The organism is Serratia sp. CY82433 (genome assembly GCF_052166535.1).
GTDB lineage: Bacteria > Pseudomonadota > Gammaproteobacteria > Enterobacterales > Enterobacteriaceae > Serratia > Serratia sarumanii.
In genome coordinates this window covers 2,648,618-2,671,651 of the sequence record NZ_JBJNOR010000001.1, presented here as the reverse complement: position 1 = coordinate 2,671,651, position 23,034 = coordinate 2,648,618, and the positions used below count along the sequence as shown (strand labels likewise).

23 protein-coding genes are annotated in these 23,034 nt (G+C 63.3%); 14 read left to right on the top strand and 9 right to left on the bottom strand.

Annotated features, from left to right (window positions below):
- The first annotated feature begins 108 nt into the window (after positions 1-108).
- Positions 109-330 carry a hypothetical protein gene (locus tag ACJ8PI_RS12900; RefSeq protein WP_004936201.1) on the top strand — a complete coding sequence of 74 codons (222 nt, stop codon included), beginning with the start codon at positions 109-111 and terminating at the stop codon, positions 328-330.
- A gap of 62 nt (positions 331-392) precedes the next feature.
- Here ACJ8PI_RS12900 and apbE read toward each other — a convergent pair whose 3' ends face one another.
- Positions 393-1,424 carry an FAD:protein FMN transferase ApbE gene (apbE, locus tag ACJ8PI_RS12895; protein WP_164134490.1) on the bottom strand — a complete coding sequence of 344 codons (1,032 nt, stop codon included), beginning with the start codon at positions 1,422-1,424 and terminating at the stop codon, positions 393-395.
- Between the two features lie 154 nt (positions 1,425-1,578).
- Between apbE and ACJ8PI_RS12890 the strand changes: the two genes are divergently transcribed.
- Positions 1,579-2,691: an SLC13 family permease gene (locus ACJ8PI_RS12890; RefSeq protein ID WP_164134491.1), complete on the top strand. Its 1,113-nt coding sequence runs from the start codon at positions 1,579-1,581 to the stop codon at positions 2,689-2,691.
- On the opposite strand, the gene pepT is transcribed toward ACJ8PI_RS12890, so the two are convergent.
- Positions 2,688-3,935 (bottom strand): peptidase T, encoded by a 1,248-nt coding sequence (gene pepT / locus ACJ8PI_RS12885; RefSeq protein WP_103774224.1) that lies wholly within the window; start codon positions 3,933-3,935, stop codon positions 2,688-2,690. The genes ACJ8PI_RS12890 and pepT overlap by 4 nt on opposite strands.
- A gap of 217 nt (positions 3,936-4,152) precedes the next feature.
- On the opposite strand from pepT, the gene ACJ8PI_RS12880 reads away from it, so the two are divergent.
- Positions 4,153-5,049: an endonuclease/exonuclease/phosphatase family protein gene (locus ACJ8PI_RS12880; RefSeq protein WP_033648077.1), complete on the top strand. Its 897-nt coding sequence runs from the start codon at positions 4,153-4,155 to the stop codon at positions 5,047-5,049.
- A 27-nt stretch (positions 5,050-5,076) separates the two neighbouring features.
- Here the strand turns inward: ACJ8PI_RS12880 and pdxR (ACJ8PI_RS12875) are convergent, their stop codons facing one another.
- Positions 5,077-6,510 carry a MocR-like pyridoxine biosynthesis transcription factor PdxR gene (gene pdxR, locus ACJ8PI_RS12875; RefSeq protein ID WP_164134492.1) on the bottom strand — a complete coding sequence of 478 codons (1,434 nt, stop codon included), beginning with the start codon at positions 6,508-6,510 and terminating at the stop codon, positions 5,077-5,079.
- Between the two features lie 93 nt (positions 6,511-6,603).
- Here pdxR (ACJ8PI_RS12875) and ACJ8PI_RS12870 point away from each other — a divergent pair, with 93 nt between their 5' ends.
- Positions 6,604-7,059 carry a rhodanese-like domain-containing protein gene (locus ACJ8PI_RS12870; RefSeq protein WP_060424362.1) on the top strand — a complete coding sequence of 152 codons (456 nt, stop codon included), beginning with the start codon at positions 6,604-6,606 and terminating at the stop codon, positions 7,057-7,059.
- Positions 7,060-7,063: 4 nt separating this feature from the next.
- Here ACJ8PI_RS12870 and flk read toward each other — a convergent pair whose 3' ends face one another.
- Entirely contained in the window at positions 7,064-8,092 is a 1,029-nt protein-coding gene (gene flk, locus ACJ8PI_RS12865; protein WP_039564954.1) for a flagella biosynthesis regulator Flk, read from the bottom strand.
- A gap of 205 nt (positions 8,093-8,297) precedes the next feature.
- On the opposite strand from flk, the gene ACJ8PI_RS12860 reads away from it, so the two are divergent.
- Genes ACJ8PI_RS12860 through ACJ8PI_RS12845 form a run of 4 tightly spaced genes read left to right on the top strand, consistent with a single transcriptional unit; the run spans position 8,298 to position 11,952 of the window.
- Positions 8,298-8,660, top strand: coding sequence for a copper resistance protein (locus ACJ8PI_RS12860; RefSeq protein WP_164134493.1), 363 nt, complete (start codon positions 8,298-8,300; stop codon positions 8,658-8,660).
- A gap of 49 nt (positions 8,661-8,709) precedes the next feature.
- Positions 8,710-10,746 (top strand): protein-disulfide reductase DsbD family protein, encoded by a 2,037-nt coding sequence (locus tag ACJ8PI_RS12855; RefSeq protein WP_164050016.1) that lies wholly within the window; start codon positions 8,710-8,712, stop codon positions 10,744-10,746.
- Entirely contained in the window at positions 10,743-11,459 is a 717-nt protein-coding gene (locus ACJ8PI_RS12850; protein WP_033648072.1) for a DsbA family protein, read from the top strand. The genes ACJ8PI_RS12855 and ACJ8PI_RS12850 overlap by 4 nt, the downstream gene beginning before the upstream one ends.
- Positions 11,452-11,952: a protein disulfide oxidoreductase gene (locus ACJ8PI_RS12845; protein ID WP_033648071.1), complete on the top strand. Its 501-nt coding sequence runs from the start codon at positions 11,452-11,454 to the stop codon at positions 11,950-11,952. The genes ACJ8PI_RS12850 and ACJ8PI_RS12845 overlap by 8 nt, the downstream gene beginning before the upstream one ends.
- Here ACJ8PI_RS12845 and pdxR (ACJ8PI_RS12840) read toward each other — a convergent pair.
- The gene (gene pdxR / locus ACJ8PI_RS12840) at positions 11,949-13,415 is read right to left on the bottom strand and encodes a MocR-like pyridoxine biosynthesis transcription factor PdxR (RefSeq protein WP_033653744.1); all 1,467 of its coding nucleotides are present in this window, start codon (positions 13,413-13,415) and stop codon (positions 11,949-11,951) included. The genes ACJ8PI_RS12845 and pdxR (ACJ8PI_RS12840) overlap by 4 nt on opposite strands.
- Positions 13,416-13,587: 172 nt before the next feature.
- Between pdxR (ACJ8PI_RS12840) and ACJ8PI_RS12835 the strand changes: the two genes are divergently transcribed.
- Both ACJ8PI_RS12835 and ACJ8PI_RS12830 read left to right on the top strand, forming a co-directional pair.
- Positions 13,588-14,583, top strand: coding sequence for a DMT family transporter (locus tag ACJ8PI_RS12835; protein ID WP_060430706.1), 996 nt, complete (start codon positions 13,588-13,590; stop codon positions 14,581-14,583).
- Between the two features lie 156 nt (positions 14,584-14,739).
- Complete coding sequence (locus ACJ8PI_RS12830) at positions 14,740-15,369, top strand: CatB-related O-acetyltransferase (protein ID WP_060445752.1); 630 nt, start codon at positions 14,740-14,742, stop codon at positions 15,367-15,369.
- 34 nt (positions 15,370-15,403) lie between these two features.
- On the opposite strand, the gene ACJ8PI_RS12825 is transcribed toward ACJ8PI_RS12830, so the two are convergent.
- From ACJ8PI_RS12825 to ACJ8PI_RS12815, 3 genes are read right to left on the bottom strand one after another with little or no spacing between them, the layout of a single operon-like run.
- A complete protein-coding gene (locus tag ACJ8PI_RS12825) occupies positions 15,404-16,921 on the bottom strand; it encodes a tripartite tricarboxylate transporter permease (RefSeq protein ID WP_049213542.1) in 1,518 nt (505 codons plus the stop codon).
- Between the two features lie 11 nt (positions 16,922-16,932).
- Entirely contained in the window at positions 16,933-17,364 is a 432-nt protein-coding gene (locus tag ACJ8PI_RS12820) for a tripartite tricarboxylate transporter TctB family protein (RefSeq protein WP_033635360.1), read from the bottom strand.
- A gap of 15 nt (positions 17,365-17,379) precedes the next feature.
- Positions 17,380-18,360, bottom strand: a complete 981-nt coding sequence (locus ACJ8PI_RS12815) for a Bug family tripartite tricarboxylate transporter substrate binding protein (protein ID WP_033635359.1) — start codon at positions 18,358-18,360, stop codon at positions 17,380-17,382.
- A gap of 360 nt (positions 18,361-18,720) precedes the next feature.
- On the opposite strand from ACJ8PI_RS12815, the gene ACJ8PI_RS12810 reads away from it, so the two are divergent.
- The 3 genes from ACJ8PI_RS12810 to ACJ8PI_RS12800 all read left to right on the top strand — a co-directional run bounded on the left by ACJ8PI_RS12810 (position 18,721) and on the right by ACJ8PI_RS12800 (position 21,213).
- Positions 18,721-18,966: a hypothetical protein gene (locus ACJ8PI_RS12810; protein ID WP_223479904.1), complete on the top strand. Its 246-nt coding sequence runs from the start codon at positions 18,721-18,723 to the stop codon at positions 18,964-18,966.
- A 167-nt stretch (positions 18,967-19,133) separates the two neighbouring features.
- Positions 19,134-19,808: a transcriptional regulator TctD gene (gene tctD / locus ACJ8PI_RS12805; protein ID WP_164134494.1), complete on the top strand. Its 675-nt coding sequence runs from the start codon at positions 19,134-19,136 to the stop codon at positions 19,806-19,808.
- Positions 19,795-21,213, top strand: coding sequence for a sensor histidine kinase (locus tag ACJ8PI_RS12800; protein WP_074026931.1), 1,419 nt, complete (start codon positions 19,795-19,797; stop codon positions 21,211-21,213). The genes tctD and ACJ8PI_RS12800 overlap by 14 nt, the downstream gene beginning before the upstream one ends.
- On the opposite strand, the gene ACJ8PI_RS12795 is transcribed toward ACJ8PI_RS12800, so the two are convergent.
- Complete coding sequence (locus tag ACJ8PI_RS12795) at positions 21,210-22,130, bottom strand: DMT family transporter (RefSeq protein ID WP_033648062.1); 921 nt, start codon at positions 22,128-22,130, stop codon at positions 21,210-21,212. The two genes, ACJ8PI_RS12800 and ACJ8PI_RS12795, sit on opposite strands and share 4 nt — an antisense overlap.
- Positions 22,131-22,247: 117 nt before the next feature.
- On the opposite strand from ACJ8PI_RS12795, the gene ACJ8PI_RS12790 reads away from it, so the two are divergent.
- The gene (locus ACJ8PI_RS12790) at positions 22,248-23,021 is read left to right on the top strand and encodes an AraC family transcriptional regulator (RefSeq protein ID WP_033635354.1); all 774 of its coding nucleotides are present in this window, start codon (positions 22,248-22,250) and stop codon (positions 23,019-23,021) included.
- Positions 23,022-23,034: the final 13 nt, after the last annotated feature.

The window sequence follows — 23,034 nt, the reverse complement described above, 5'->3', positions numbered from 1 at the left end:
TGACACATCATTACCTCGCCATTACACGCGTTGGGCATACAATAGCCGGGTAGCGTGATTATCGCTCGGCGTAGTTTTCCAAAGTGATCGAACATTGAGGCACGAAGTATGAAAAAGTTAATTGCGGTTGGGTTACTGTCGGCCGTGTTGGCCGGATGCGCCACCGATTCTCCCTGCGTGCCGGTCTACGATGACCAGGGGCGCCTGGTGCACACCAACACCTGCATGAAGGGCACCACTCAGGATAACTGGGAAACCGCGGGTGCGATCGCCGGCGGCGCGGCGGCGGTTGCCGGCCTGACTCTCGGCATCATCGCGCTGACCAAGTGATCGGCGCAGCGCCTGCGGGCGCATGCAACCAGCCCGGCCATCGCGCGCCGGGCTTTTTAATTTCACTGCACCAAAAACGCCTTGAACTGCGGCGTCATCACGGCGCTGAAACCGTCGTCGGTTTTGCTGATCAGGTAGACCGCCAGCCCTTTCTCTTCGGCAAGTTTCAACGCCTTCTCCGTGCCCAGCACCATCAGGCCGGTATCCCAGCCGTCGGCCTCGAGCGCGGTGGGGGCGATCACCGTGGCGGAAACCAGGCGGTGGTTGATCGGCCTGCCGGTGGTCGGATCGATGACATGGGAGTAGCGCTGGCCGTTTTGTTCGAAGTAGTTGCGGTAGCTGCCGGCGGTGCTGATGCCGTAACCGTGCAGATCCACCAGCGCCTGCACCGCATTTTCACGGTCGGTCGGCTTTTGGATCGCCACCCGCCAGGGTTTGCCCTGGCCGTTGACGCCGCGTGAAGAGACCGCGCCGCCGACCGACACCAGGTAGTTGGTAATGCCGTTGCGGTTCATCAGGCGCACCAGTTCATCGGCGCCGTAGCCTTCGCCCAGCGTCGAGAGATCGACATACATGTCCGGCAGATCTTTTTGCAGCCACTCCCCGCGATTGTCGCTGATCAGCTTCAGGTGCTGCAGGCCGGTGCGCTGTTTCGCCGCGTCGATCTGCGCCTGTTCCGGCACTTTGACCGGGTGCTTGTCGGGGCCGAACCCCCACAGGTTCACCAGTGGGCCGACGGTGATGTCCATGGCGCCGCCGGTATCGCGGCCGATGCGCTGCGCCATCAGCACGATGTCTGCCATGCCGCGCGGGATCGGCTGCGGTTCGAGGCCGGCGCTGCGGTTAAATTGCGACAGCACCGAGTCGGCGCGGTAGGTGGAGATATCGTCGTTGGCCCGTTCGAGCACCGAGTCGATCTGCCGCTGCAGTTCTTGCTTGCCGATCGCGACGTCACCGCTGACTTTAACGCTGTAGAAGGTGCCCATGGTCTTGCCGTCGATATCGATTTGCGGGCGGGAGGCGGCATCGTCGCAGGCGGCGAGCAGGGCGCATAAGGCGCTGAGCAACGCCCCTTTGGCGAACAGGGAAGCCATAACATGTCCTTTGAAAACGAGAAAGCCGCTACAAATAAAGTAAAGCGCGGCAAATGGAAAGCGGATAAAGGTAAAATAGCATTTTGCTGGCGTAGATGCCGCGCCTGAGCTAACGTCTCGCTCATGCTTTTCGCTGAGGTTTCAAGCTGCCACCATGAGTTCAACCGCCATTTCCCGGCTTATCCACCCCTTTGTCAAAGACCGTTTCCTGCACGTGCTGTTGCTGGCCGGCGCAGCGATGTTCGCCTTTGATCCGCAGCCGCTGGCGGCGCTGGGCGGTTTCATCGACGTCCGCACCCTCATCACTCTGCTGGGGCTGATGCTGCTGACCAAAGGCGTCGAGGTCAGCGGTTACTTCGACTTCGTTGGCCGCAAGATTATCAACCGGTTGCACAGCGAACGGCGGCTGGCGCTGTTCCTGGTGTTTTCCGCCGCGCTGCTGTCGTCGTTTCTGACCAACGACGTGGCGCTGTTTATCGTCATTCCGCTCACCATCACGCTGAAAAAGCTGTCGGCGCTGCCGGTTGGCCGTTTGATCATCTTTCAGGCGCTGGCGGTGAACGCCGGTTCGCTGCTGACGCCGATCGGCAACCCGCAAAATATCCTGCTGTGGAGCCGCTCCGGCCTTTCTTTCCTCGGCTTCATCGGCCAGATGGCGCCGTTTGGCGCCGCGATGATGCTGAGCCTGCTGGCGTTGACCTGGTTCAGCTTCCCGGCGCGCGACATCGTGAAAACGCCGAATACCGAGGGTTACCCCTATCAACGGCCGCTGTTGCTGAGCTGCGTGGGGCTGTATGCGATCTTCCTGCTGTGCCTGGATATCGGCCTGCCGCTGTATGGGTTGCTGGCGGTGTTCGCCGGCTTTTTGTTGCTGGCGCGCCGGGTGCTGTTGCAGATCGACTGGAGCCTGATTTTTGTGTTCGCCGCCATGTTTATCGATGTTGGCCTGTTTACCCGCCTGCCGCCGCTTCAGTCGGCGTTTGCCGCCATCGCCGGGCTGAGCGACGGTGGGGTGTATGCGTTGGGCGTTGGGCTGTCGCAGATCGTCAGCAACGTGCCGGCCACCATTTTGCTGCTCAACTATGCGCCCTCCAGCACGCAACTGGCCTATGCGGTCAATGCCGGCGGCTTCGGGTTGGCGATCGGATCGCTCGCCAACCTGATTGCGCTGCGCATGGCGGGGGAGCGCAAGATCTGGTTGCGCTTCCACTATTACTCGCTGCCGCTGCTGGCGTGGGCCGCGCTGGTCGGCTGGCTATTGAGCTAACTCTGATTACCGCTCTGCCGGGCGGCCAGCAGGCAAATGCTGCGGGTCACCTGGTAGGATTTCACGAAGGCGCTGACGGGTAAAAACTCGAAGCGCGAGTGGAAGTTATGCGCGCCGGTGAAGTAATTGGGCGTCAGGATGCCGCGGCTCGAGAGCGCCGCGCCGTCGGTGCCCCCGCGCATCGGGATCACCTTCGGCGGGATGCCGTGGGCGGCAAGGGCGCCGAAGATCAGATCGATGGCGCGCCGATCTTCGCCGATGGCGTTGCTGATGTTGCTGTAGATGTCGCTGATGCTGCAGCTGACGTTGGCGCGCGGATAGCCGGCCGCCACCTGACGCACCGTCTCCTCAAGGCGGGCTTTGCGCGCCTCGAACGCCGCGCTATCGAAGTCGCGAATCGACACCTTCAGCGTCGCCTGATTGGCATTGGCGGCCAGATCGGTGAACCAGAAATAGCCCTCGCGCCCGTCGGTGTGTTCCGGGGTATCCTGCACGTCGAAGCGGTTGATGATGTCGTTGGCGATACGTATCGGGTTGATTAACACGTTTTTCGCCGACATCGGGTGCGCGGTCACCCCCTCGATGCGGATTTCCGCCGCCGCCGCGTTGAAATTCTCGTAAACCACTTCACCCAGTTCGCAGCAGTCGATGGTGTAGGCGAAATCGACGGGGAAACGCTGCAGATCCAGCGCCTTGGCGCCGCGCAGGCCGATCTCTTCATCCGGCACGAACGCCACCACGATATCGCCGTGGCGATCGGCGGCGGCCAGGTTGGCCAGCAGCGTCATCACCACGGTGACCGCCGCCTTGTTGTCGGCACCCAGCACGCTGGTGCCGTCGCTGAACAGGATCTCTTCGTTGCGGTAGGGCAGGATCTCCGGGTGTTCGGCGACCCGCAGCCAGATGTCTTGCTCGGCGTTCAGGCATACATCTTCGCCGGTGAAGCGCAGGCGCTGCGGGCGAATCTCGGGCGACAGGCCGACGTCCACGGTGTCGATATGGGTGATGAAGCCGATGCGCGGCGCGCCGGGCTGGGTGCCGGGCTTGCGGGCGGTGACGGTGGCGTGGTCGTCTATCTGCACGTCGGCCAGGCCTAGCCGGCGCAGCTCTTCCGCCAGCAGCTGCGCCATTTCATGCTGCCCCGGCGTGCTGGGCAGGGCGGTTGCGGCGGCATTGCTCTGGCTGGTGACCGCCAGGTAGCGGAAGAAACGTTCGGTAAGCTGTTCGGCAATCGGGCTGGTCATCGGAACTCCTCGCGGTTGGCAATCTACCGGTTTTAAAACGAAATCAGCCGTTTGTCCAACGGTGCAATGCGTAAACCGCTAGAATGCGAAGCATCGCGCAGAAACGAAAAATAGCGGTGCAACTAGGAAATAGTCGCAGGTTTCTGCGGCAAAATCGGTGTTAGCTGTGGGCCGGGAAGCGCCTACATAACACTTATCTGTCCCTCAAGGAGAATTCATGCACACCGGTCACGCTCTGCTTATCACCTTACTGTCCCTGGGCATCTCTCACAGCGCCTGGGCCTCTGCCGATGCCGGCCATGCCAACAGCAACGCCAACAGCCGCGAAGTGGCCAGCGCGTTGGGTGGCCTGAAAAATAAAACCTATGAACTGGAGCAGGCGCCGAAGATCCGCGTCGCCAGCTTCAATATCGCCGCCGGCAAGGTCAGCGACATGACCGCCATCGCCAAGGCAATTCGCGCGATGAACGTCGACGTGGTGGCGCTGCAAGAGGTGGATAAACTCACCGCCCGCAGCGGCCGGGTCGATCAGGCGGCGGAGCTGGCGAAGCTGACCGGCATGCAGGCGGTGTTCGGCCGGGCGATCGATCATGACGGCGGCGAATATGGCCTGGCGTTTCTCTCGAAGTATCCGCTGCACGATGCCGTGATCTATCCGCTGCCGTCCGGCCAGCGCGAACAGCGCATCGCCTTCAGCGCCAAGGTCGACGTGCCGGAGTTCCCGGCGCCGATCACGCTGTTCAACGCCCACCTCGATACCAAGGAAGATCCGACGATGCGCCTGGATCAGGTGCGGGAGCTGAACGATCGCGCCATCGAAGTGCGCGGCATCAAGCTGCTGTTCGGCGATATGAACGATGTGCCGGGCAGCGTGACCTGGCTGGAGCTGAGCCGCTATTGGAACGACATCATGCCTAACGGCCAGGATGGCCGCAGTTGGCCGGCGGAAAACGCCGAGATCAAGGTGGATTACATCTTCACCGGTAACGCGCAGCGCTGGCATCTGGACAGCCTGACGGTGCCGAACGCCAGCGGCGACTGGAACGGCGTGCATTGGCCGGCGGTGAGCGACCACCTGCCGCTGGTGGCGGAGATGCGCCTGACCGAGCAATAAACGGGGGGGCATTCCATTGGGGCCGCGCTAAGCCACGGCGATCCGTGCCAGCCGCTCGACGGCGCTGCGGATCTCGCCCGGCGTCAGGGCCGAAAAGCCCAGCAGCCAGCCGTCGCGCTGCGCCTGCGCCGTCTGGTATTGCGCCTTCAGCCCGGGCGTGAGGATGCCGAGCCGCCGCGCCTGTCGGCTGAGCGCCGCCTCCTGGCCGGGCGGCAGCCAGACGCTGAGCTGCAGGCCGCCGGTGGCGGGAGCGGGCGTGGCGAAGTGGCCGAGTTTTTCGCGTACTTCCGCCAGCAACACATCGCGCCGGCTGCGGTAGAGCTGGCGCATGTAGCGGATATGCGCGGCGAAGTGCCCTTGGTGGATGAATTCGGCGGTGACTGCCTGCATCAGCTGCGCGCTGTGGCCGTCATACACCGTACGCGCGGTGACGAACGCTTCAACCAGCGCGGGCGGGGCGATCAGATACGCCAACCGCAGTGAAGGGAACAGCGACTTGGAGAAGGTGCCGAGGTACAGCACTCGGCCACGGCGATCCAGGCCCTGCATCGCCGGTATCGGCAGACCGTCGTAATGAAACTCGCTGTCGTAATCGTCCTCGATGATCCAGGCCTGTTGCCGCTCTGCCAGCGCCAGCAACGCCAATCGGCGCGCCAGGCTGAGCGCGGCGCCGGTCGGGTATTGGTGTGAGGGGGTCAGATAAATCAAATGTGGGTCCGGCAAGGAGGATTCAGCACGCAGGCCGTCGCCGTCCACCGCGACCGGCGTCAGGGCGGCGCCGGCGCTGATAAAGGCGTTTCTTGCCCCGGCGTAACCCGGCTCTTCCATCCAGACGCTGTCGCCGCTGTCCAGCAGCAACGTGGCGATCAGCTGCAGCGCCTGCTGCGAACTGGTCAGCACGATAATCTGCCGTGCATCGCAGACCACGCCGCGCGTTTGGTTGACGTGGGCGGCAATCGCCTCACGCAGCGGTAAATAGCCCTGCGGGTCGCCGTAGCGCAGCAGGCTTTCTCCCTGTAGCCGCAGGCGCTGTGCGGTCAGCTGCTTCCACAAGGCCAGCGGAAACGCGCGCAGGTCCGGTGAACCGGCGGCGAACGCCTGTGGCTGCTGCGGATCGCGGCAGCCGCCGGTTTGCACGATCTGTTGGCCGCGCTGCGAAAGGCGCGGCATGCCGGAGCCGGCTGCCGGCGGCGGCGATTTGGCGATGGTAATCGCCACAAAGGTGCCCTGGCCGACGCGGCGCTGCAGATATCCCTCCGCCTCCAACTGACCGTAGGCCGCTTCGACGGTCACTCGCGAGAGGCTCAGATCGCTGGCCAGCACCCGGCTGGAAGGCAGGCGTTGCCCAACGTTCAATGCCCCTTGATGGATGGCCTGCCGCAGTGCGCCGCACAGGCGATCGCGCAGCGTGCCGGCGGTGTGGGGCGATTGCTGAAACAGCGTGACCAGCGAGTGCCGCATAATTGGCCTTATGATTTATGGAGAATGGGTATCAATCATAAGACCAAAATGAGGCACTATTGTCATCTGCCTTGATGCACGGGAGTGAGTGGTATGTCGAAAGAATCATTGGTGCTGGCTTTTCCACCGGCGGCGCCGGAAGAGAGCCTGGCTTACCTGGCGGCCAAGCTGAGCCGCTATGCGGATGCCTGGGACGTGGCGGAAGATCTGCGCAACGGCGTGGACGGGATAGTGGTGATCGACACCCGCGCAGAGGCGCTGTACGCCGCCGGGCATATCCCCGGGGCGATCAGCTTGCCGCATCGCCTGATGGATGAAGCCGGCACGGCGCAACTGGATCGCCAAAAGGTGTATGTGACCTACTGCGACGGCATCGGCTGCAACGGTTCCACCAAAGGCGCCTACAAACTGGCGAAGCAGGGATTCAGGGTGAAGGAGCTGATCGGCGGGCTGGATTTCTGGCTGCGCGACGGCCATCCGTTGGCCATCGGCGAACAGCCGGGATCGCTGCGCGATCGGGCGGCTGCTGAGGACTGCGGCTGCGCCTGAGGTGTTAAAACACCAGCGCCAGTACGATCGCCAGCGCCACCAGCAGCAGGATCAGCGCCGCGGCAGGCTTGCTGAGCGCTTTTTGCAGCGGCAGCGGCAGGGCGGCGATCAGCGGGTTGAGCAGCGGCTGCGGCTCGACGGGCTGGCTGACGATCGGCTGCGCCTGGCCGGCCTTCTCCAGGCGGCGGGCAAACAGCTGATGAATGGCGTCGCTCATTTGCGGATGCGTCAGAGGCGCATTGGCGCCGCAGTTGAAGCGCGTCTGGCAATAGTCGTTCATCTGCTGCAGCTCTTGCTCGTCCGCCGGCTGCTTGAGTGCCGCCAGCAGATTGTTCAGCGTCGGCGCGCTCTGCGGGCTGAGGGCCACCTTCACCTGCAAGAATTGGTTCAGCAGCTGGAAGTGGCGCGCCGGCAGCGGATCGTTGGTTTTCACGCCCGCCAGATCAAACAGCGTTTGCCAGATTTTAGCCGGCGCTTCACCGGTGGCCGCGCTAAGTTTGGTGACCTGCTGCTGCAGGCTTTGATGCTCTGCGGGCAGCAGCGGGCGATCGCTGGTGGCGGTTTGCTGCGGCTGGGGAATGGCCAGGCCGCCGGTCTGCAACAGATTCAGCACCTGCTGCAGCTGTGGTGGGCTCAGCTGGCTCAGTACCGTGTGGCCGAACTGCTGGCGAATAAAGTCGCTGACCGCCTGGCGGTTGTTGCCCTGCGGCAGCAATTCGGCCAGCTGTTGCAACAGCTGGCGTCCGGCGTGGTTTTGCTGCGCCTGCGTCAGGCGCGTTTGCAGCAGCTGTTCCGCCGGTTGAAAATGGCGCGCCAGCAGTTCACCGCCGTTGTCGGCGCCGAGATCGTGGCGCAGAGTTGCCCAGATCTCCGCCGGCTTTGCCGGGCTGAGCGTCATGATTTTCACGATCAGCTTTTCCAGCGTCGTGCGCTGCGCCGGAGAGAGGGGTTGATCGTCAGTGGCCGCCGTTTTGCCCGGGGAGGGAGGGCGTTCGCCGGCGATTGGGGTGCCCGGCCCACTCAAAGGTTGCATATCACCAGTCCTTCGCTGTGTATCCCCGCAGAATGCCTGGAGGAGAGAATCATCATCGTACCCGGCGAAAAGCGCAGGCTTACCCACTATGATACCTGTAAATCGCCGCCATCAATACCGCCGCTCAGACATTTCTTTACCGACAAAACGTTGCTAATCGCGCCCGCGCCGCTAAGATAGCCCCAGACCCGAACGTGAGGATGGCATGGTTAAACGGCAGCGGATTGCAAAATGGTTTTTATGCCTGGCTTGCCTGGTGGTGCTGACGTGCATGACCCAGCGCATGGCGGGCCTGCATGCGCTGCAGCAAACGCTGGGGATCCCGGCGGCCACTGCCGTTCAGTCCGGTGATACCGCCGCCGAAGCGCAGCCGACGCCCTGTGAGCTGAGCGCCAAGTCATTGCTGGCCGCGCCGCCGGTGATGTTCGAAACCGTGCTGTTCGGGCTGGGTCTGCTGCTGGCGCTGTTGGCGCCGACCATCGCCGTGCGCCTGCGCATTCCTCCTCCCCGCGCCATTTCACCCCCCACCCTCAGGGTGCACCTTCGATTATGCGTCTTCCGTGAATGAGTTAATCGCCCGTTTTTCGCGGTGATTTAATCATTTATGGAGAATTAACATGTTGAAAATTATCAGGCTGGCCTGCGCTTGCCTGTTTATGCTGTGGCTACCTGCCTTGCAGGCGGCGGACAGCGGCTGGCTGCAAAATCCGGCCAACGATCATGCCAAGGTGCGGCTGCGCGCCGACACGTCACAGCCGGGGGAGACCCGCCTGCTGCTGTCGGTCGAGCTGCAAAAGGGCTGGAAAACCTACTGGCGTTCCCCTGGCGAAGGCGGCATCGCGCCGGCTATCGTCTGGCAGGGCAACCCGCCGCCGGCGACCTGGCACTGGCCGACGCCGCAGCGTTTCGAAGTGGCCGGCATTTCCACCCAGGGCTATCACGATCGGGTCACGCTGCCGATCGTGATGTCAGGCCCGGTATCCGGCCCGCTGGCGGGCACCCTGACGCTGTCCACCTGCAGCAACGTCTGCATTCTGACCGACTACCCGTTCAGTCTGGATCTGACGACGCCGAACGATCCGCAGTTTAACCACGACTTCGCGCAGGCGATGGGGCAGGTGCCGATCGCCGCCGGGGTGGCGGAGAGCGTCAAGGCCGGTTACCGCAACGGCGAGTTGCAGATTGCCGCCGAACGCGCCGCCGGCTGGCAGCAGCCCGCGCTGTTCTTCGATACGCTGGCGGATGCCGATCTCGGTAAACCTCAAGTCGAGACCGACGGCGCTCAGCTGTTGGCGCGGGTGCCGGTCAGCGACGGTTGGGGCGATGCGGCGCCGGATCTGCGCGGCAAAACGCTGACGCTGGTGATCGACGACGGCGGCATGGCGCAGCAGATTACGCTGCCGATTGGCGATCCGTTGGCCGCGCCCGTCGGTGCGGCGTTCCCGCTGTGGCAGGCGGTATTGATGGCGCTGGCGGGCGGGTTGATCCTCAACCTGATGCCGTGCGTGCTGCCGGTGCTGGGCATCAAGCTCGGCTCCATCCTGCAGGTGGAGCATCGCGATCGGCGCAGCGTGCGTTTGCAGTTCCTGGCGTCGTCGCTGGGTATCGTCGCCTCGTTTATGGCGCTGGCCCTGTTGATGACGCTGCTGCGGCTCGGCAACCATGCGCTCGGCTGGGGCATTCAGTTCCAGAATCCGTGGTTTATCGGTTTTATGGTGCTGGTGACGCTGCTGTTCAGCGCCAACCTGTTTGGCCTGTTCCACCTGCGCCTCTCGTCCGATCTAAACACGTCGCTGGCCACCCATAACGGGCAGGGGCTGAGCGGCCATTTCTGGCAGGGCGCGTTCGCCACGCTGTTGGCGACGCCGTGCTCGGCGCCGTTTCTCGGCACGGCGGTGGCCTTCGCGCTGGCGGCGTCGCTGCCGGTGCTGTGGGGCATGTTCATCGCGCTCGGCATCGGCATGAGCCTGCCGTGGCTGCTGATCGCCGCCTGGCCGTCGCTGGCGCTGCGCTTGCCGCGCCCCGGCCGCTGGATGAATACCGTCAAGCTGGCGATGGGGCTGCTGATGCTGGCGTCGTCGCTGTGGCTGCTGAGCCTGTTGAGCAACCATATCGGCGTGCAGGCCACGCTGTGGCTGGGGGCGTTGGCGCTGCTGGCGTTGCTGCTGGCGGTGTGGCGTCAACAGGGCGCACGGTTGGCGGCCAAGCTGGCGGCGGGCACGTTGGTGCTGGCGGGCGTGGCCTTGCTGGCCGGATCGCTGACCGCCGGCCTGTGGCGCCAGCCGTTGCAGGATCGGGTGCAGTGGCAACCGCTGAGCGAACAGGCGATTACCGAAGCGCTGGCCCAGCATAAGCGGGTGTTCGTCGACGTGACCGCCGACTGGTGTGTGACCTGTAAAGCCAACAAATTCAATGTGCTGTTGCGCGATGACGTGCAGCGCGCGCTGAGCGCCGACGACGTGGTCGCGCTGCGCGGCGACTGGAGCCGCCCGTCGGCCGACATCAGCGCCTTCCTGCAAAAGCGCGGCAGCGTCGCCGTGCCTTTCAACCAAATCTATGGCCCCGGCAGCCCGGAGGGCGAGGTGTTATCCCCGCTGTTGACCCGTGACGCCGTGCTGCAAACCCTTTCCCATGCCAAAGGAACCGAACAATGAAAAAGCTACTGATTTTACTGATGATCATCGCCGCCCCGGTGTGGGCCGCCGAGCCTTTCACTCCGGCACAAGAGGCGCGTATCAAAGAGATGATCCGCGAAACGTTGGTGTCTAACCCGGACATTCTGGCGCAGGCGGTGGACGCCTGGCAGCAGCAAACCGCCGGCCAGCAAATCAGCCAAGCTATCAAGCAGAACGCCAAAACGCTGTATCAGGATCCGGCCAGCCCGCGCCTCGGCGCCGCCAACCCCAAACTGACGCTGGTGACCTTTACCGACTATAACTGCCCGTACTGCAAGCGTTTCGATCCGATGCTGGAGAAGATCGTCAAGCAATACCCGGACGTGGCGCTGGTGGTGAAACTGCTGCCGTTCAAGGGCGAAAGCTCGGTCAGTTCGGCGCGCGTGGCGCTCACCACCTGGCAGCAACATCCGGATCAATTCTGGGCTCTGCACCAGCGGCTGATGGCGAAAAAGGGCTTCCACGACAACGCCAGCATCGCCGCCGCGCAAGAGAAAACCGGCGTCAAGGCGGTGGCGCCCAGCGAGCAGAGCATGACCACGCTGCGCACCAACATGGAATTGGCGGAGCAACTGGGCGTGCAGGGGACGCCGGCGACGCTGATCGGCGATCGGATGCTGCCGGGGGCAGTATCCTATGAAGAGCTGGAAGCGATGGTGAAACAGCAGTTGGCGAAGGCCAACAATGGCTAAGCTCAAGCGCTGGGGGCGCGAGCTGCTGCTGTTGGCGCTGATCGCGCTGGCGGTGGTGACGGTGATGGATTGGCTGAACGCGCCGCAGGCGCCGCCGGCCTTCGATGCCCAGACCCTGACCACGCTGGATGGCGAGAGTGTGTCGTTGGCGCAGCTCAGCCATGAGCGGCCGCTGCTGGTTTACTTCTGGGCCAGCTGGTGCGGCGTCTGCCGTTTCACCACGCCGGACGTCGCCCGTTTGCAGGCGGCGGGCGGCAACGTGCTGACCGTCGCGCTGCGCTCGGGCGACGATGCCCAGGTGAAACAATGGCTGGCGCGCAAACGGCTGGCGCTGCCGGTGGTCAACGATCCGGCCGGTACGCTCTCGGCGCAGTGGCAGATTGGCGTGACGCCGACCTTCGTGGTGGTCTCGCAGGGCAAGGTGGTGCAGACCACCACCGGCTGGACCAGCTACTGGGGGATGAAGCTGCGGCTGTGGTGGGCCGCCGTCTAACCGGCGTTTTTCTCCGTTATCACCTCCTCAATCGCCCGGCATAGCCGGGCGATACCTTCTTCAATCTGCGGCGGCGAGTTGGCGGCGAAATTCAGCCGCAGGCCGTGCGCGCCCAAATGTTCCTGCGCATAAAAGCATTCGCCGCGCGCGAAGGTCACGCCGTATCGCCAGGCGACCGGCATCAGCTCGGCGGTGGTCACCGACGCCGGCAGCGTCAGCCAGATAAACAAGCCTCCCTGCGGCGTTTCAAAGCGGCACCCCGGCGGCAGCCGCCGCTGCAAGGCGTCAATCATCACCTCCAGATGGCGGCGGTAGACGCGCCCGGCGCGCCGCAGCTGCTTGTCGTAACGGCCGACGGTGACGAAAGCGTCCAGCGCCCGCTGGATCAGGCTGGAACTGGTGAAGCTGTCGACGTGCTTCAGCCTTGCGAAACGCTGATAGTGTTCGCTGTCCGCCACCAGATAGCCGATGCGCATGCTGGGCAGCAGCATTTTGGAGAAGGTGCTGACGTAGATCACCGCGCCCGGCTGCGCCAGCGCGCGCAGCGACGGCAGCTGTTTGCCCTGATAGCGCAGATCGCCGACGAAGTCGTCTTCCAGGATCACCACGCCGGCCTGTTGAGCGATCGCCAGCAGGCGTCGCCGACGCGCCTCGCTCAGGCAGCGGCCGGTCGGGTTGTGGAAATTGGGGATGGTGTAGATCAGTTTGGGGCGGTGGCGTTCTAACAATTCCGGCAGCAAATCCACCCGCATGCCGTGTCGGTCGCCCGGTACGGTGACGATATTGACGCGGTGCTGGCGCAGCAGGCCCAGCGCTTCGGCGTAGGTCGGCTCTTCGACGATCGCCGTATCGCCCGGCGCCAGCAGGCTTTGCACCACCAGGCTGATGGCGTGCTGCGAGCCGTTGGTGATCAGCACCTGTTCCGCCTGCGTGGGGATGCCCTGTGCGCTGAGAATGCGGCTCAGCGTATCGCGCAGCGGGTAGTAGCCGCAGTATTCGCCGTAGCTGAAGGCCTCTTCCGCGTGGCGGCTGAGCACCGACAGCAGCACTTTGCGAAACGCCTCCAGCGGAAACACCTTAGGGCTGCCGACGCCGGCGGCGAAGTTGATCAGCCCCTCCGGCAGCGGGGCGTCGGCGTAGCCGTCCAGCCGCGAGGTGAGGGTGGTGAAGCTCTCCAGCGGGAAAGGGGCATCGCTGCTCGGCCGGGCCGGGCGCGTTTGCGCCTGCGGGTGCGTGACATAGGCGCCGCTGCCGCGCCGCTGATGCAAAAAGCCCTTGGCCGCCAGTTCGGCGTAGGCGTTATCCACCGTCAAACGGCTGACCGCCAGTTCGGCCGCCAGCGTGCGCGTCGAGGGCAGTTTGTCGCCATCGACGAATACGCCGGTGAGGATGGCGCGCCGCAGCGCTTCTTCGATCTGTAAATAGAGCGGAACGTCCTGCTCACGATCCAAAGGGATGTGCATGGGAAATTGGCCCGGTTATGGAGAGAGGTTTTTACTATACCCCATGTCAACAGGGCTTCAAGCGCAGAAAAGTGGCCTGCATGACAACGCCGTAAAGTGGCTATAGTGAGAAAAAATGGCCGCGTTACACTGTGCGCCTGAGCATTTATGTCGCCATTTTTCCGAGGATCTCATGTCATTACCGTCAGGCGTTTCCGCCCGGCCGGCGCTGCCCGGCGCGCGCCTCTTTCAGGGCAGCAGCCAGGGTTACGTCATCGCCATTATCAGCGCCATGCTGCTGGCCTTTACCGCCATCATCATCCGCGCGCTGACCGAGTACTATCACCTGCCGACCTTCGTGCTGGCGTTCTGGCGCGCGGCGCTGGTGGCGCTGGTGCTGTTGCCGCTGCTGTTGCTGGTGAAACCGCAGTGGGCGCGCCTGCGCCGTAAACAGGTGGCATTCTACGCGCTTTACGGGCTGCTGCTGGCGCTGTTCAACAGCCTGTGGACGCTGTCGGTGGCGCTGAACGGCGCATCGGTGGCGACCATTCTGACCTACTGTTCGGTGGGTTTTACCGTGTTCCTCGGCTGGGTGATGTACAGCGAACGCCTGACGCTGCGCCAATTGCTGGTGATCGCCATCAGCCTGGGCGGCTGCTTCCTGGTCAGCAACGGCGACAGTATGGGGAACAGCCACTTCGATCTGCTGGGGATGCTGGTGGGGATGCTGTCGGGCATCGGCTATACCCTGTATACCCTCGGCGGGCGGGTGGCCAGCGAACGCGGCTATCCGGTGTGGAACACCATCCTGTACGTGTTTGGTTTTTCGGCGCTGTACCAGCTGGTGTTCAACGCGGCGCTGACGGCGTTCCCGCTGGCGGCGTTCCACGGCATGGCCGGCTCCCTGTGGTTCCTGTCGCACGGTGCACAGGGCATCCAGTGGAGCGGCTGGCTGTTGCTGCTGGCGCTGGCCGCCGGGCCGACGCTGCTGGGCTTCGGGCTGTACAATATCAGCCTGAAAACACTGCCGCTGGCGGTGGCCAACCTGATCCTGTCGCTGGAGCTGGTGTTCACCGCGGTGATCGCCTATTTCCTGCTGGGGGAAAGCATGAATCAGCTGCAGCTGCTGGGCAGCGCGCTGGTGATGGGCGGGGTGCTGCTGTTGAAAAGCAAGACCGCCGAGGCGTGATCGGCTACCCTTACGCCTCGCAAGAGAGGCCGTAATGATGAATAACCCGAGATTGAAACGAGCGCTTATCGCTTGAATGGCCGTGTTGAATGAACGACAACACGGCCACAGACATTCCGTTCCGTGGCTTTTATTCCCGTAACCAGAGAATACGCCATGTCCGAAAAACACTGGTCCAACACCGAGCTGCTGCATCAGACGGTGACCAACCCGAACATTATCGTCAAAGGCACCCACAGCTACTACAGCGACTGTTGGGATAACGGCTTCGAACGCTCGGTAGTGCGCTATCTGCACGGCGACGCGGTCAGCCGGCAATGGCAGCCGCTGGGCGACATAGACCGCCTGCTGATCGGCGATTACGTGTGCATCGCGGCCGAAGCGGTGATCCTGATGGGCGGCAACCATACCCATCGCATCGACTGGCTGAGCCTGTATCCGTTTATGGCAACCATCAAGCAGGCGTACCGCCCCAAAGGCGATACCCGGCTGGGCGACGGTTGCTGGATCGGCATGCGGGCGATGCTGATGCCGGGAATCTCGATAGGTGAGGGGGCGATCGTCGCCGCCGGCAGCGTGGTGGCCGGCGATGTTGAGCCTTATGCCATCGTCGGCGGTAATCCGGCGAGGTTTATCCGTTGGCGGTTCGCGCCGGAAGTCATCGCGCGGTTGCTTGCCTTGCGCCTCTATGACTTGTCGGAGGCGGACTTTACGGTGATTCAGCCCCTGCTCGCCGATGACGATATCGATGCGTTGGAAAGGGGAATTGCGGCCTTGCGCCGTTAAACGCAACGGGCGGGGATTCCCCGCCCGTTTCACGTTACTCGGCCTTGGCCTCGATCGCCGATTGGCGGCGTTTGCGCATCAGGCGCAGCAGCGGCGGCAGCGCCAGTACCGCGACCGCCAGCACCAGCAGCGTTTGCGCGATGCTGCTGCTCCACAGGATGCCGAACTCGCCGTTGCTGATCGACAGCGCGCGACGCAGATTCTGCTCCAGCATCTCACCCAGCACGAAGCCCAGAATCAGCGGCGACATCGGGAAGTGCATTTTCCGCAGGATGTAGCCGAACACGCCCAACCCGACCATCAGCAGCAGGTCGAAGGTGGTGCTGTGCACCGCATAAACCCCCACCGCCGAAACCGCGGCGATCGCCGGCACCAGGAACCACAGCGGGATGGTCAGCATGCGGGTGAACAGGCCGACCAGCGGCAGGTTCATGATCAGCAGGATGACGTTGGCGATCAGCAGCGCGGCGATCAGCCCCCAGACGATATCCGGCTGTTCGGTGAACATCGCCGGGCCGGGGGTGATGTTGTACAGCGTCAGCGCGCCCATCATCACCGCCGTGGTGCCGGAACCCGGCACCCCCAGCGTCAGCATCGGAATGAACGAACCGCAGGCAGAGGCGTTGTTGGCCGCTTCCGGCGCCGCTACGCCGCGGATGTCGCCCTTGCCGAAGGTGTCGCTGTTGCCGCTGATTTTCTTCTCGGTCATGTAGGTCAGCGCGCTGGCGATAGTGGCGCCGGCGCCCGGCAGAATGCCGACGAAGAAGCCGATCACCGACGAGCGCAGGGTAGGGCCTGCGCACTGCACCGCCTCTTTGCGGTTGAACAGCAACCGGCCGGTTTTACGCACCAGCTTTTGTCCGGCGCTGGTGCTTTCCAGCATCAGCAGGATTTCGCTGACCGAGAACAGGCCGATCACCACCACGATAAACTGCACGCCGTCAGAGAGGTGCACGCTGTCGAAGGTAAAGCGGTAAACGCCGGTATTGGCGTCGACGCCCACCGTCGCCAGCCCCAGGCCGATCAGCGCCGCCAGCAGCGATTTCAGCGGGTTCTGGCTCATCATGCTGCCGAGGCAGGCGATGGCGAACACCATCAGGGCGAAATACTCCGCAGGGCCGAAGGCCAGCGACCAGCGGGCCAGCAGCGGCGCGAACAGGATGATGCCGCCGATGGCGATCATCGAGCCAACGAACGAGCTGACCGCCGAGATGGACAGCGCCACGCCGGCGCGCCCCTGCTGCGCCATCGGGTAGCCGTCCAGCGCGGTCATGATCGCCGCCGCGTCGCCCGGCACGTTGAGCAGAATCGACGAGATGCGCCCGCCGTATTCGCAGCCGATATACACCGTCGCCAGCAGGATCAGCGCCGATTCGGCCGGCAGCTTGAGGGCAAACGCCAGCGGCAGCAGGATCGCCACGCCGTTGATCGGCCCGAGGCCCGGCAGCAGGCCGACGATGGTGCCGACGAAGCAGCCGATCAGGGCGATAATCAGGTTCTGCGGCACCAGCGCCACTTCGAACCCTTGGGTCAAATACATCCAGGTATCCATCATCGCTCCCGTTAGCTCAGCCAGGCGCCGAGCGGCAGTGTGACATCAAGAAGGCGGTCAAAGGCGTAATACAGCACTGCGCCCATGACGACGCCGGAGATCGCCGCCGCCGGCAGGCTGGCCTGAAACAGCAGGCCGATGCTGAACGTCAGCAGCGCGGTCGCCAGCGGGAAGCCCAGCCATTCAAAGCCCCAGGCATACAGCACCAGGGTGATCACCAGCACCAGTAGCCGCTGCAGCACCTTGTTGTGCGGCCACTCCACCGCCTGCGGGCGGCGCAGCAACAGCAGGGCCGAGCACAGCGCCATCAGGCTGAGGATCGCCAGCGGGAACGGGCGCGGCCCCAGCGGTTCATAGCTGTATTCGCTTTGGATGCCCCAGCCGATGAACAGCCCGCCGATACACAGCAGCAGCCAAAAGCCGGCAAAAATACGATCGCTCATGGTTTTCCCCTGCGGTTATTTGGCCAGGCCGAACACTTTCGCCTGCTCACGGTATTGGGCAACCTGATTCTTCACGTAGGCGTCCAGCTCTTTGCCGGTCATGTTGAATTCGAACAGGCCGCGCAGATCGCGCTGCTGCTTGAATTCGTCGGTCGCCATCATTTTCTGGAAGGTGTCGATCCACCACTGATACTCTTCATCGCTGACTTTCGGCCCGACGTAGAAGCCGCGAATAATCGGCCACACCAGGCTGTATCCCTGTTCTTTGGCGGTCGGAATGTCGGCCAGTTGGCCCGGCAAACGTTGCTCGGCATACACCGCCAGGACGCGGATCTTGTCGCCCTGCAGGTAAGGCACCATCTCGCTCAGATCACCGGAGACCGCCTGGATATGGTTGCCGAGCAGCGCGGTGACCGGCTCGCCGCCGCCTTCGAACGCCACGTAGCGCATCTTGCGCGGATCCACGCCGACTTCGCGCGCCAGCAGCGCGGTTTTCATCCAGTCCTGGCTGCCGATGGAGGCGCCGGCGCCGAATACCACGCTGTTGGGATCTTTTTGGAAGGCGTCCATCAGGTCTTTCAGGGTTTTGTAAGGCGAGTCGGCGCGCACCGCGATCATGCCGTAGTCGGTACCGACCGCCGCCAGCCATTTCACGTCGTCCACGTTGTAGCGGCCGAACTTGCCCTGGGCCAGATTGAGCAGCGAACCGCCGGAGAAGGCCACCACGGTGCCGAACTCCGCCGGGCGCTGCGCGACGATGGCGTTGTAGGCCACCGCGCCGACGCCGCCGGGCATATAGGTGACGCGCATCGGTTTATCGATGGCCTTGGTGTCCTGCAGCGACACCTGAATCAGCTTGCAGGTCAGATCGAAGCCGCCGCCGGGCTTGGCCGGCGCGATGCATTCGGTGCGTTTGGGCGCTTCCACGGCAAAGGCCTGATTGGCTGCCAGCAGCAGGGCGGCGGCGGTAAAGGTACGGGTCATTATTTTTTTCATTGTGACTTGCCCTCGGTATTGTTCTGATTGTGAAATCCCGCCGGGTGCGGTTGCAGGATTGTTAAAACAACAACCTTTCATTTACCTTTCAGTGGCCGGAAAAGTTTCCAGTCTGTGATTAGGGTCTCTTGTCGCCGGCGAATAACGGATGCGCTACCATAGAAAAGCAGGCAAGAACAGGGCGCAAAACCGGGCAAAATCCTGCGTAATATCAGGTTTGCCGTTCTGCTTTCGCGATAAAATCACGATCGGTGAAATGAATAGAGACGCAGTGATATGTTTTCGTTAGGGAAATTGTTTGGTGGCAGGGACAGCGCCAAAGTAGGTGCGATTAAACGGTTGCCTGAGGTTTACGCTGAAATGACGGGAAAAGCCGGGCAGTGCCGTTTAAAGCGACTGCGTGCCGACGTTGGCGTTTTTGAGCTGCATTTCGTCAACGCCGACGGTGAAAAATATGCTTGCCAGATGACCGCCTGCGTGACCGGCATCGATCTGGTGTTTGCCGTCAACAACCGCTCCGTGCTGGTTTCTTCACCGTTTACCGCCGACAAACTGCGCCCGGTGCTGGACATTGCCGTTGCCGATAGCCCCATTCCGCTGATCTGACACCGCCCTGCGATCGCGCCCCATACGCATAATTGTGTGCCAGCTCCCAAAACTGGCGGCGCGGCGCTCTTTTATCCCCTTATTTTCCATGCCATTCTCTGTTATCGGCCTGTTAACAGGCGCCGTGTCGGCGCCAGGTTGTTCAGGTAAATCAATGGAATGGGAACATGCGACTGTTATTGGTTGAAGATCACCCCGAGCTGTCTCACTGGTTGCAAAAGGCGCTGACCGGCGCCGGCTTTGCCGTTGACGTCGCCCCGGACGGCGTGGCGGCGGATCACCTGCTGCTCAACGAACGCTATGCGCTCGCGGTGCTGGATGTGGCGCTGCCGCGTATGAACGGCCTGGATTTGCTGGCGCGCCTGCGCAAGCGCGGGCAGGATCTGCCGGTTCTGCTGCTGACGGCACGCACCGACGTGGCCGACCGGGTGAAAGGCCTGAATCTGGGGGCGGACGATTACCTCACCAAGCCGTTCGAACTGGACGAGCTGGAAGCGCGCATCCGGGCGCTGCTGCGCCGCAGCGTCGGCGCCCCGCAGCCGGCGTTGCAGTACGGCGCGTTGACCTATCACGACGAAGGCTATTTTCTGCTGAAGGGCAAGCCGCTGGCGCTGACGCCGCGCGAACTGGCGGTGCTGACCGCGCTGATGCACCGGCGCGGCCGCCCGGTGGCCAAGCAACAGCTGTTCGAACAGGTGTTTACGCTGTCCGACGAAGCCAACCCGGAGAGCATCGAGCTTTACGTACACCGCCTGCGGAAAAAGCTGCAGGGCAGCGACGTGGCGATCGTCACGCTGCGCGGCCTGGGCTACAGCCTGGAGCTGTGCAATGCGGTGGTTTAACGCGCCGCGTTCGCTGTTCTATCAACTGCTGCTGTTTTTTGGCCTGCCGCTGCTGGCGTTGGGCGGCATCTCTATCTACACCCACTATTTCAGCGCCATGAGCGCCGCCACCCTGGCTTACGATCGCACGCTGCTGGCGTCGGCGCGCACCGTGGCGGAGCGGCTGGTGGTGCGCGAAGGCAAGCTGGCGGTCGATGTGCCCTATGTGGTGCTCGACAGCTTCGAGCGCAACATGAACGATCAGCTGTATTACGAGGTGATTTCGCCGCAGGGGAAAAGCATTTCGGGCTATGACGATTTGCCGTCGTTGCCGCCCCATATCCCGCGCTCCACGCTCTACCCGGCGCTGGTGCATTTTTACGATGCGGAATACCTCGGCCGGCCGATCCGCGTGGCGGCGCTGTTTCAACCGGTCAACGAGTCGGGGGTGAGCGGCATGGCGACCATTTTGGTGGCGGAAACCCTGGAGTCGCGCCGTTACCTGGCGCGGCAGATGATGATCGCGGCGCTGTTGAGCCAGGGCACGGTGGTGGTGTTGACCCTGATCCTGGCGTTCGCGCTGCTCAAGCGGGTGTTGAAACCGATGCGTAAACTCTCCGGCATCATGCTGCGGCGCGATCCGGGTGAGCTGACGCCCTTGCCGCGGGTGTTGCCGTGGTCGGAGATGCAGCCGCTGCTGGTGGCGTTCAATCGTTACATCGAACGGCTGCGGCTGATGGTGGCGCGTCAGGAACGTTTCAGCGCCGACGCCTCCCACCAGCTGCGCACGCCGCTGGCGGTGTTGAAGACTCAGGTCGGGGTGGCGCTGGCCAGCGATCGGCCGCAGCAGTGGCGTGAAAGTCTGCAGGCGATGAGCGCGACGCTGGATAATACCGTGGCGCTGACCGATCGCCTGCTGCACCTCTCACGTCTGAAGGCCAGCGAGCACCAGGCCGAGCGCCAGCTGCAGCCGGTCAATCTGGCGCAGGTGCTGCGCGACGCCTGCTTTTCCCGCTTGCCGCAGGCGCGCAGCAAACAGATCGATCTGGGTTTCGAAGGCGAGGCGGCGTGTCAGGTGGCGGGGGAGCCGCTGCTGTTGGCCGAACTGTGCGCCAATCTGCTGGACAATGCGCTGAAATACACGCCGCGTCAGGGGATAGTGACCGCCCGCCTCACTCAGGATAAGGCGGCGGGGGAAGGCATGCTGGAGATTGAAGACAGCGGCCCCGGCATCGCCTTGCAGGATAAGGCGCTGGCGCTGCAGCCGTTTCACCGGCTGGACAACGTGGGCGATCAGCCGGGCGCCGGCCTGGGGTTGGCGCTGGTGAAGGACATCACCGCCTATCACGGCACCCGCCCGGAGCTGCTGAGCTCCGCCGCGCTGGGCGGCCTGTTGGTGCGGGTGCGCTTCAGGTTGCTGCCTTAAGCCTGTTCTTTGCAGGACTCGACGTTGGCCGCCGGGGCTTTGGCTTTACGCGTCAGCGGCGTGCGCAGCCGCTGCGACAGGATAACGCCCAGCAGGGTGATGCCGCCGCCGATCAGGTGGTAACCGTGCAGCTGCTCATGCAGGAACAGCACGGCGATAGCGGCGGTAAACACCGGCGCCAGGTTCATGAAGATCGAGGCGGTGTTGGCGCCCAGGCGCATCACGCCCTGGATCCACAGGAACGGGGCGATGATCGAAGCCGGAATGCCGGCGAACAGCACCAGCGGCAGGTTATGGCCATTCAAGCCGACATCCTGCGCCATCAGGAAATTAGGCAGCAGCAGCAGCACGCCGAACAGGATCTGCACGTACAGCGATTGCCAGTTCGGCAGCGCGATGGCCCAGCGTTTGGTCAACACGCCATATAGCGCGTAAGAGGCGGTGGCGAGCAGCATCATCAATTCCCCCTTGCCGATACCGTGCTGCAGCAGCACGCCGGGCTGGCCGCCGCTGACCAGCCAGATCAAACCACCGAAGGAGAGTATGCTGCCGAGCAGTACGCCGACGGTCGGGGCAATGCGCAGCAGCACGATGCTGATCAGGATGGTCAGCAGCGGGATCAGCGACACGATGATGCCCATAAACAGCGCGCTGACGCTGTGCGCCGCGTAATAGGCCAGGCTTTGATACAGCACCATGCCCAGCAGGCCGAGGATCATCAGCTTCCACCAGTTGGCGCGCACCTGCGCCCAGTTGCGCAGCACGCCCGGCAGCACGAACGGCGTCAGGGCAATCAGCGCCAGCAGCCAACGGTAGAGCGAAATGGCCGCCGGATCGATGGCGGTGGCGGAGAGTTTGCTGACGACGGCGTTAATCGACCAAATCAGCACGGCCAACAGCGGGAAGAGCATATTCATGATAATTATTCTCAATAACGTCCAACATGCTGGCTAGTCTACGCGTGTCCGGTTTATCATATATAGCGATATCCAGACAAAAATTGGCGTAAACAAGACAAATCACGGGACGAAACCATGCCAGAAATCCGCCATTTCCCCGAGTCGCTGATCCCGGCACCCAACCCGGTGCAGTTCCGCTGTGAGGAGTTCAATGCGCGCACCGAATTCCAGCCGCACAGCCACACCTGGGGCCAGTTGATGTGGGTTAAAGCCGGGGTGATGGTGCTGCGCATCGGCGGGCAGCGCTTTCTGGCGCCGCCGGAGTTCGTGCTGTGGGCGCCGGCGGGCATCGAACACTCCTGTTACAACCAACGGCTGGCGCAGTGCCGCATGGTGGACATCACGCCGGCACTGTGCGCCGGCATGCCCGCCGATCCCTGCCTGGTGAGCGTGACGCCAATCTTCCGTGCCATCGCCGAGGATTTCTATGCGCGCAAACAGTACATTCCGCAGGCGGAGGAGGATTTGCGCCTGTGTCAGGTGCTGATCGACCAGCTGCGTCTGTCGCCGCGCCAGCAAACCTATCTGCCGTCGTCGGACGACAAGTTTTTGGCGCCGGTGCTGGAAGCGTTGGAACATTGCCCGGCGGACAACACCTCGCTGGCGGCGTGGGCGGCTCGGGTCTACACCACCGAGCGTACGCTGTCGCGCCGCTGCCAGCAGGATCTGGGCATGTCGTTCAGCGAATGGCGCCAGCGTCTGCGTTTCCTGCACGCCGTGTCGCTGCTCGAGCAGGGCAAGACGGTGCAGGACGTGGCGCTGGACGTCGGCTACAGCTCCGCGTCGGCCTTTATCGTCATGTTCCAGCAGATCGCCGGCACCACCCCTGAGCGCTTTCGCCGTGCATGATTCAGTGGCACAC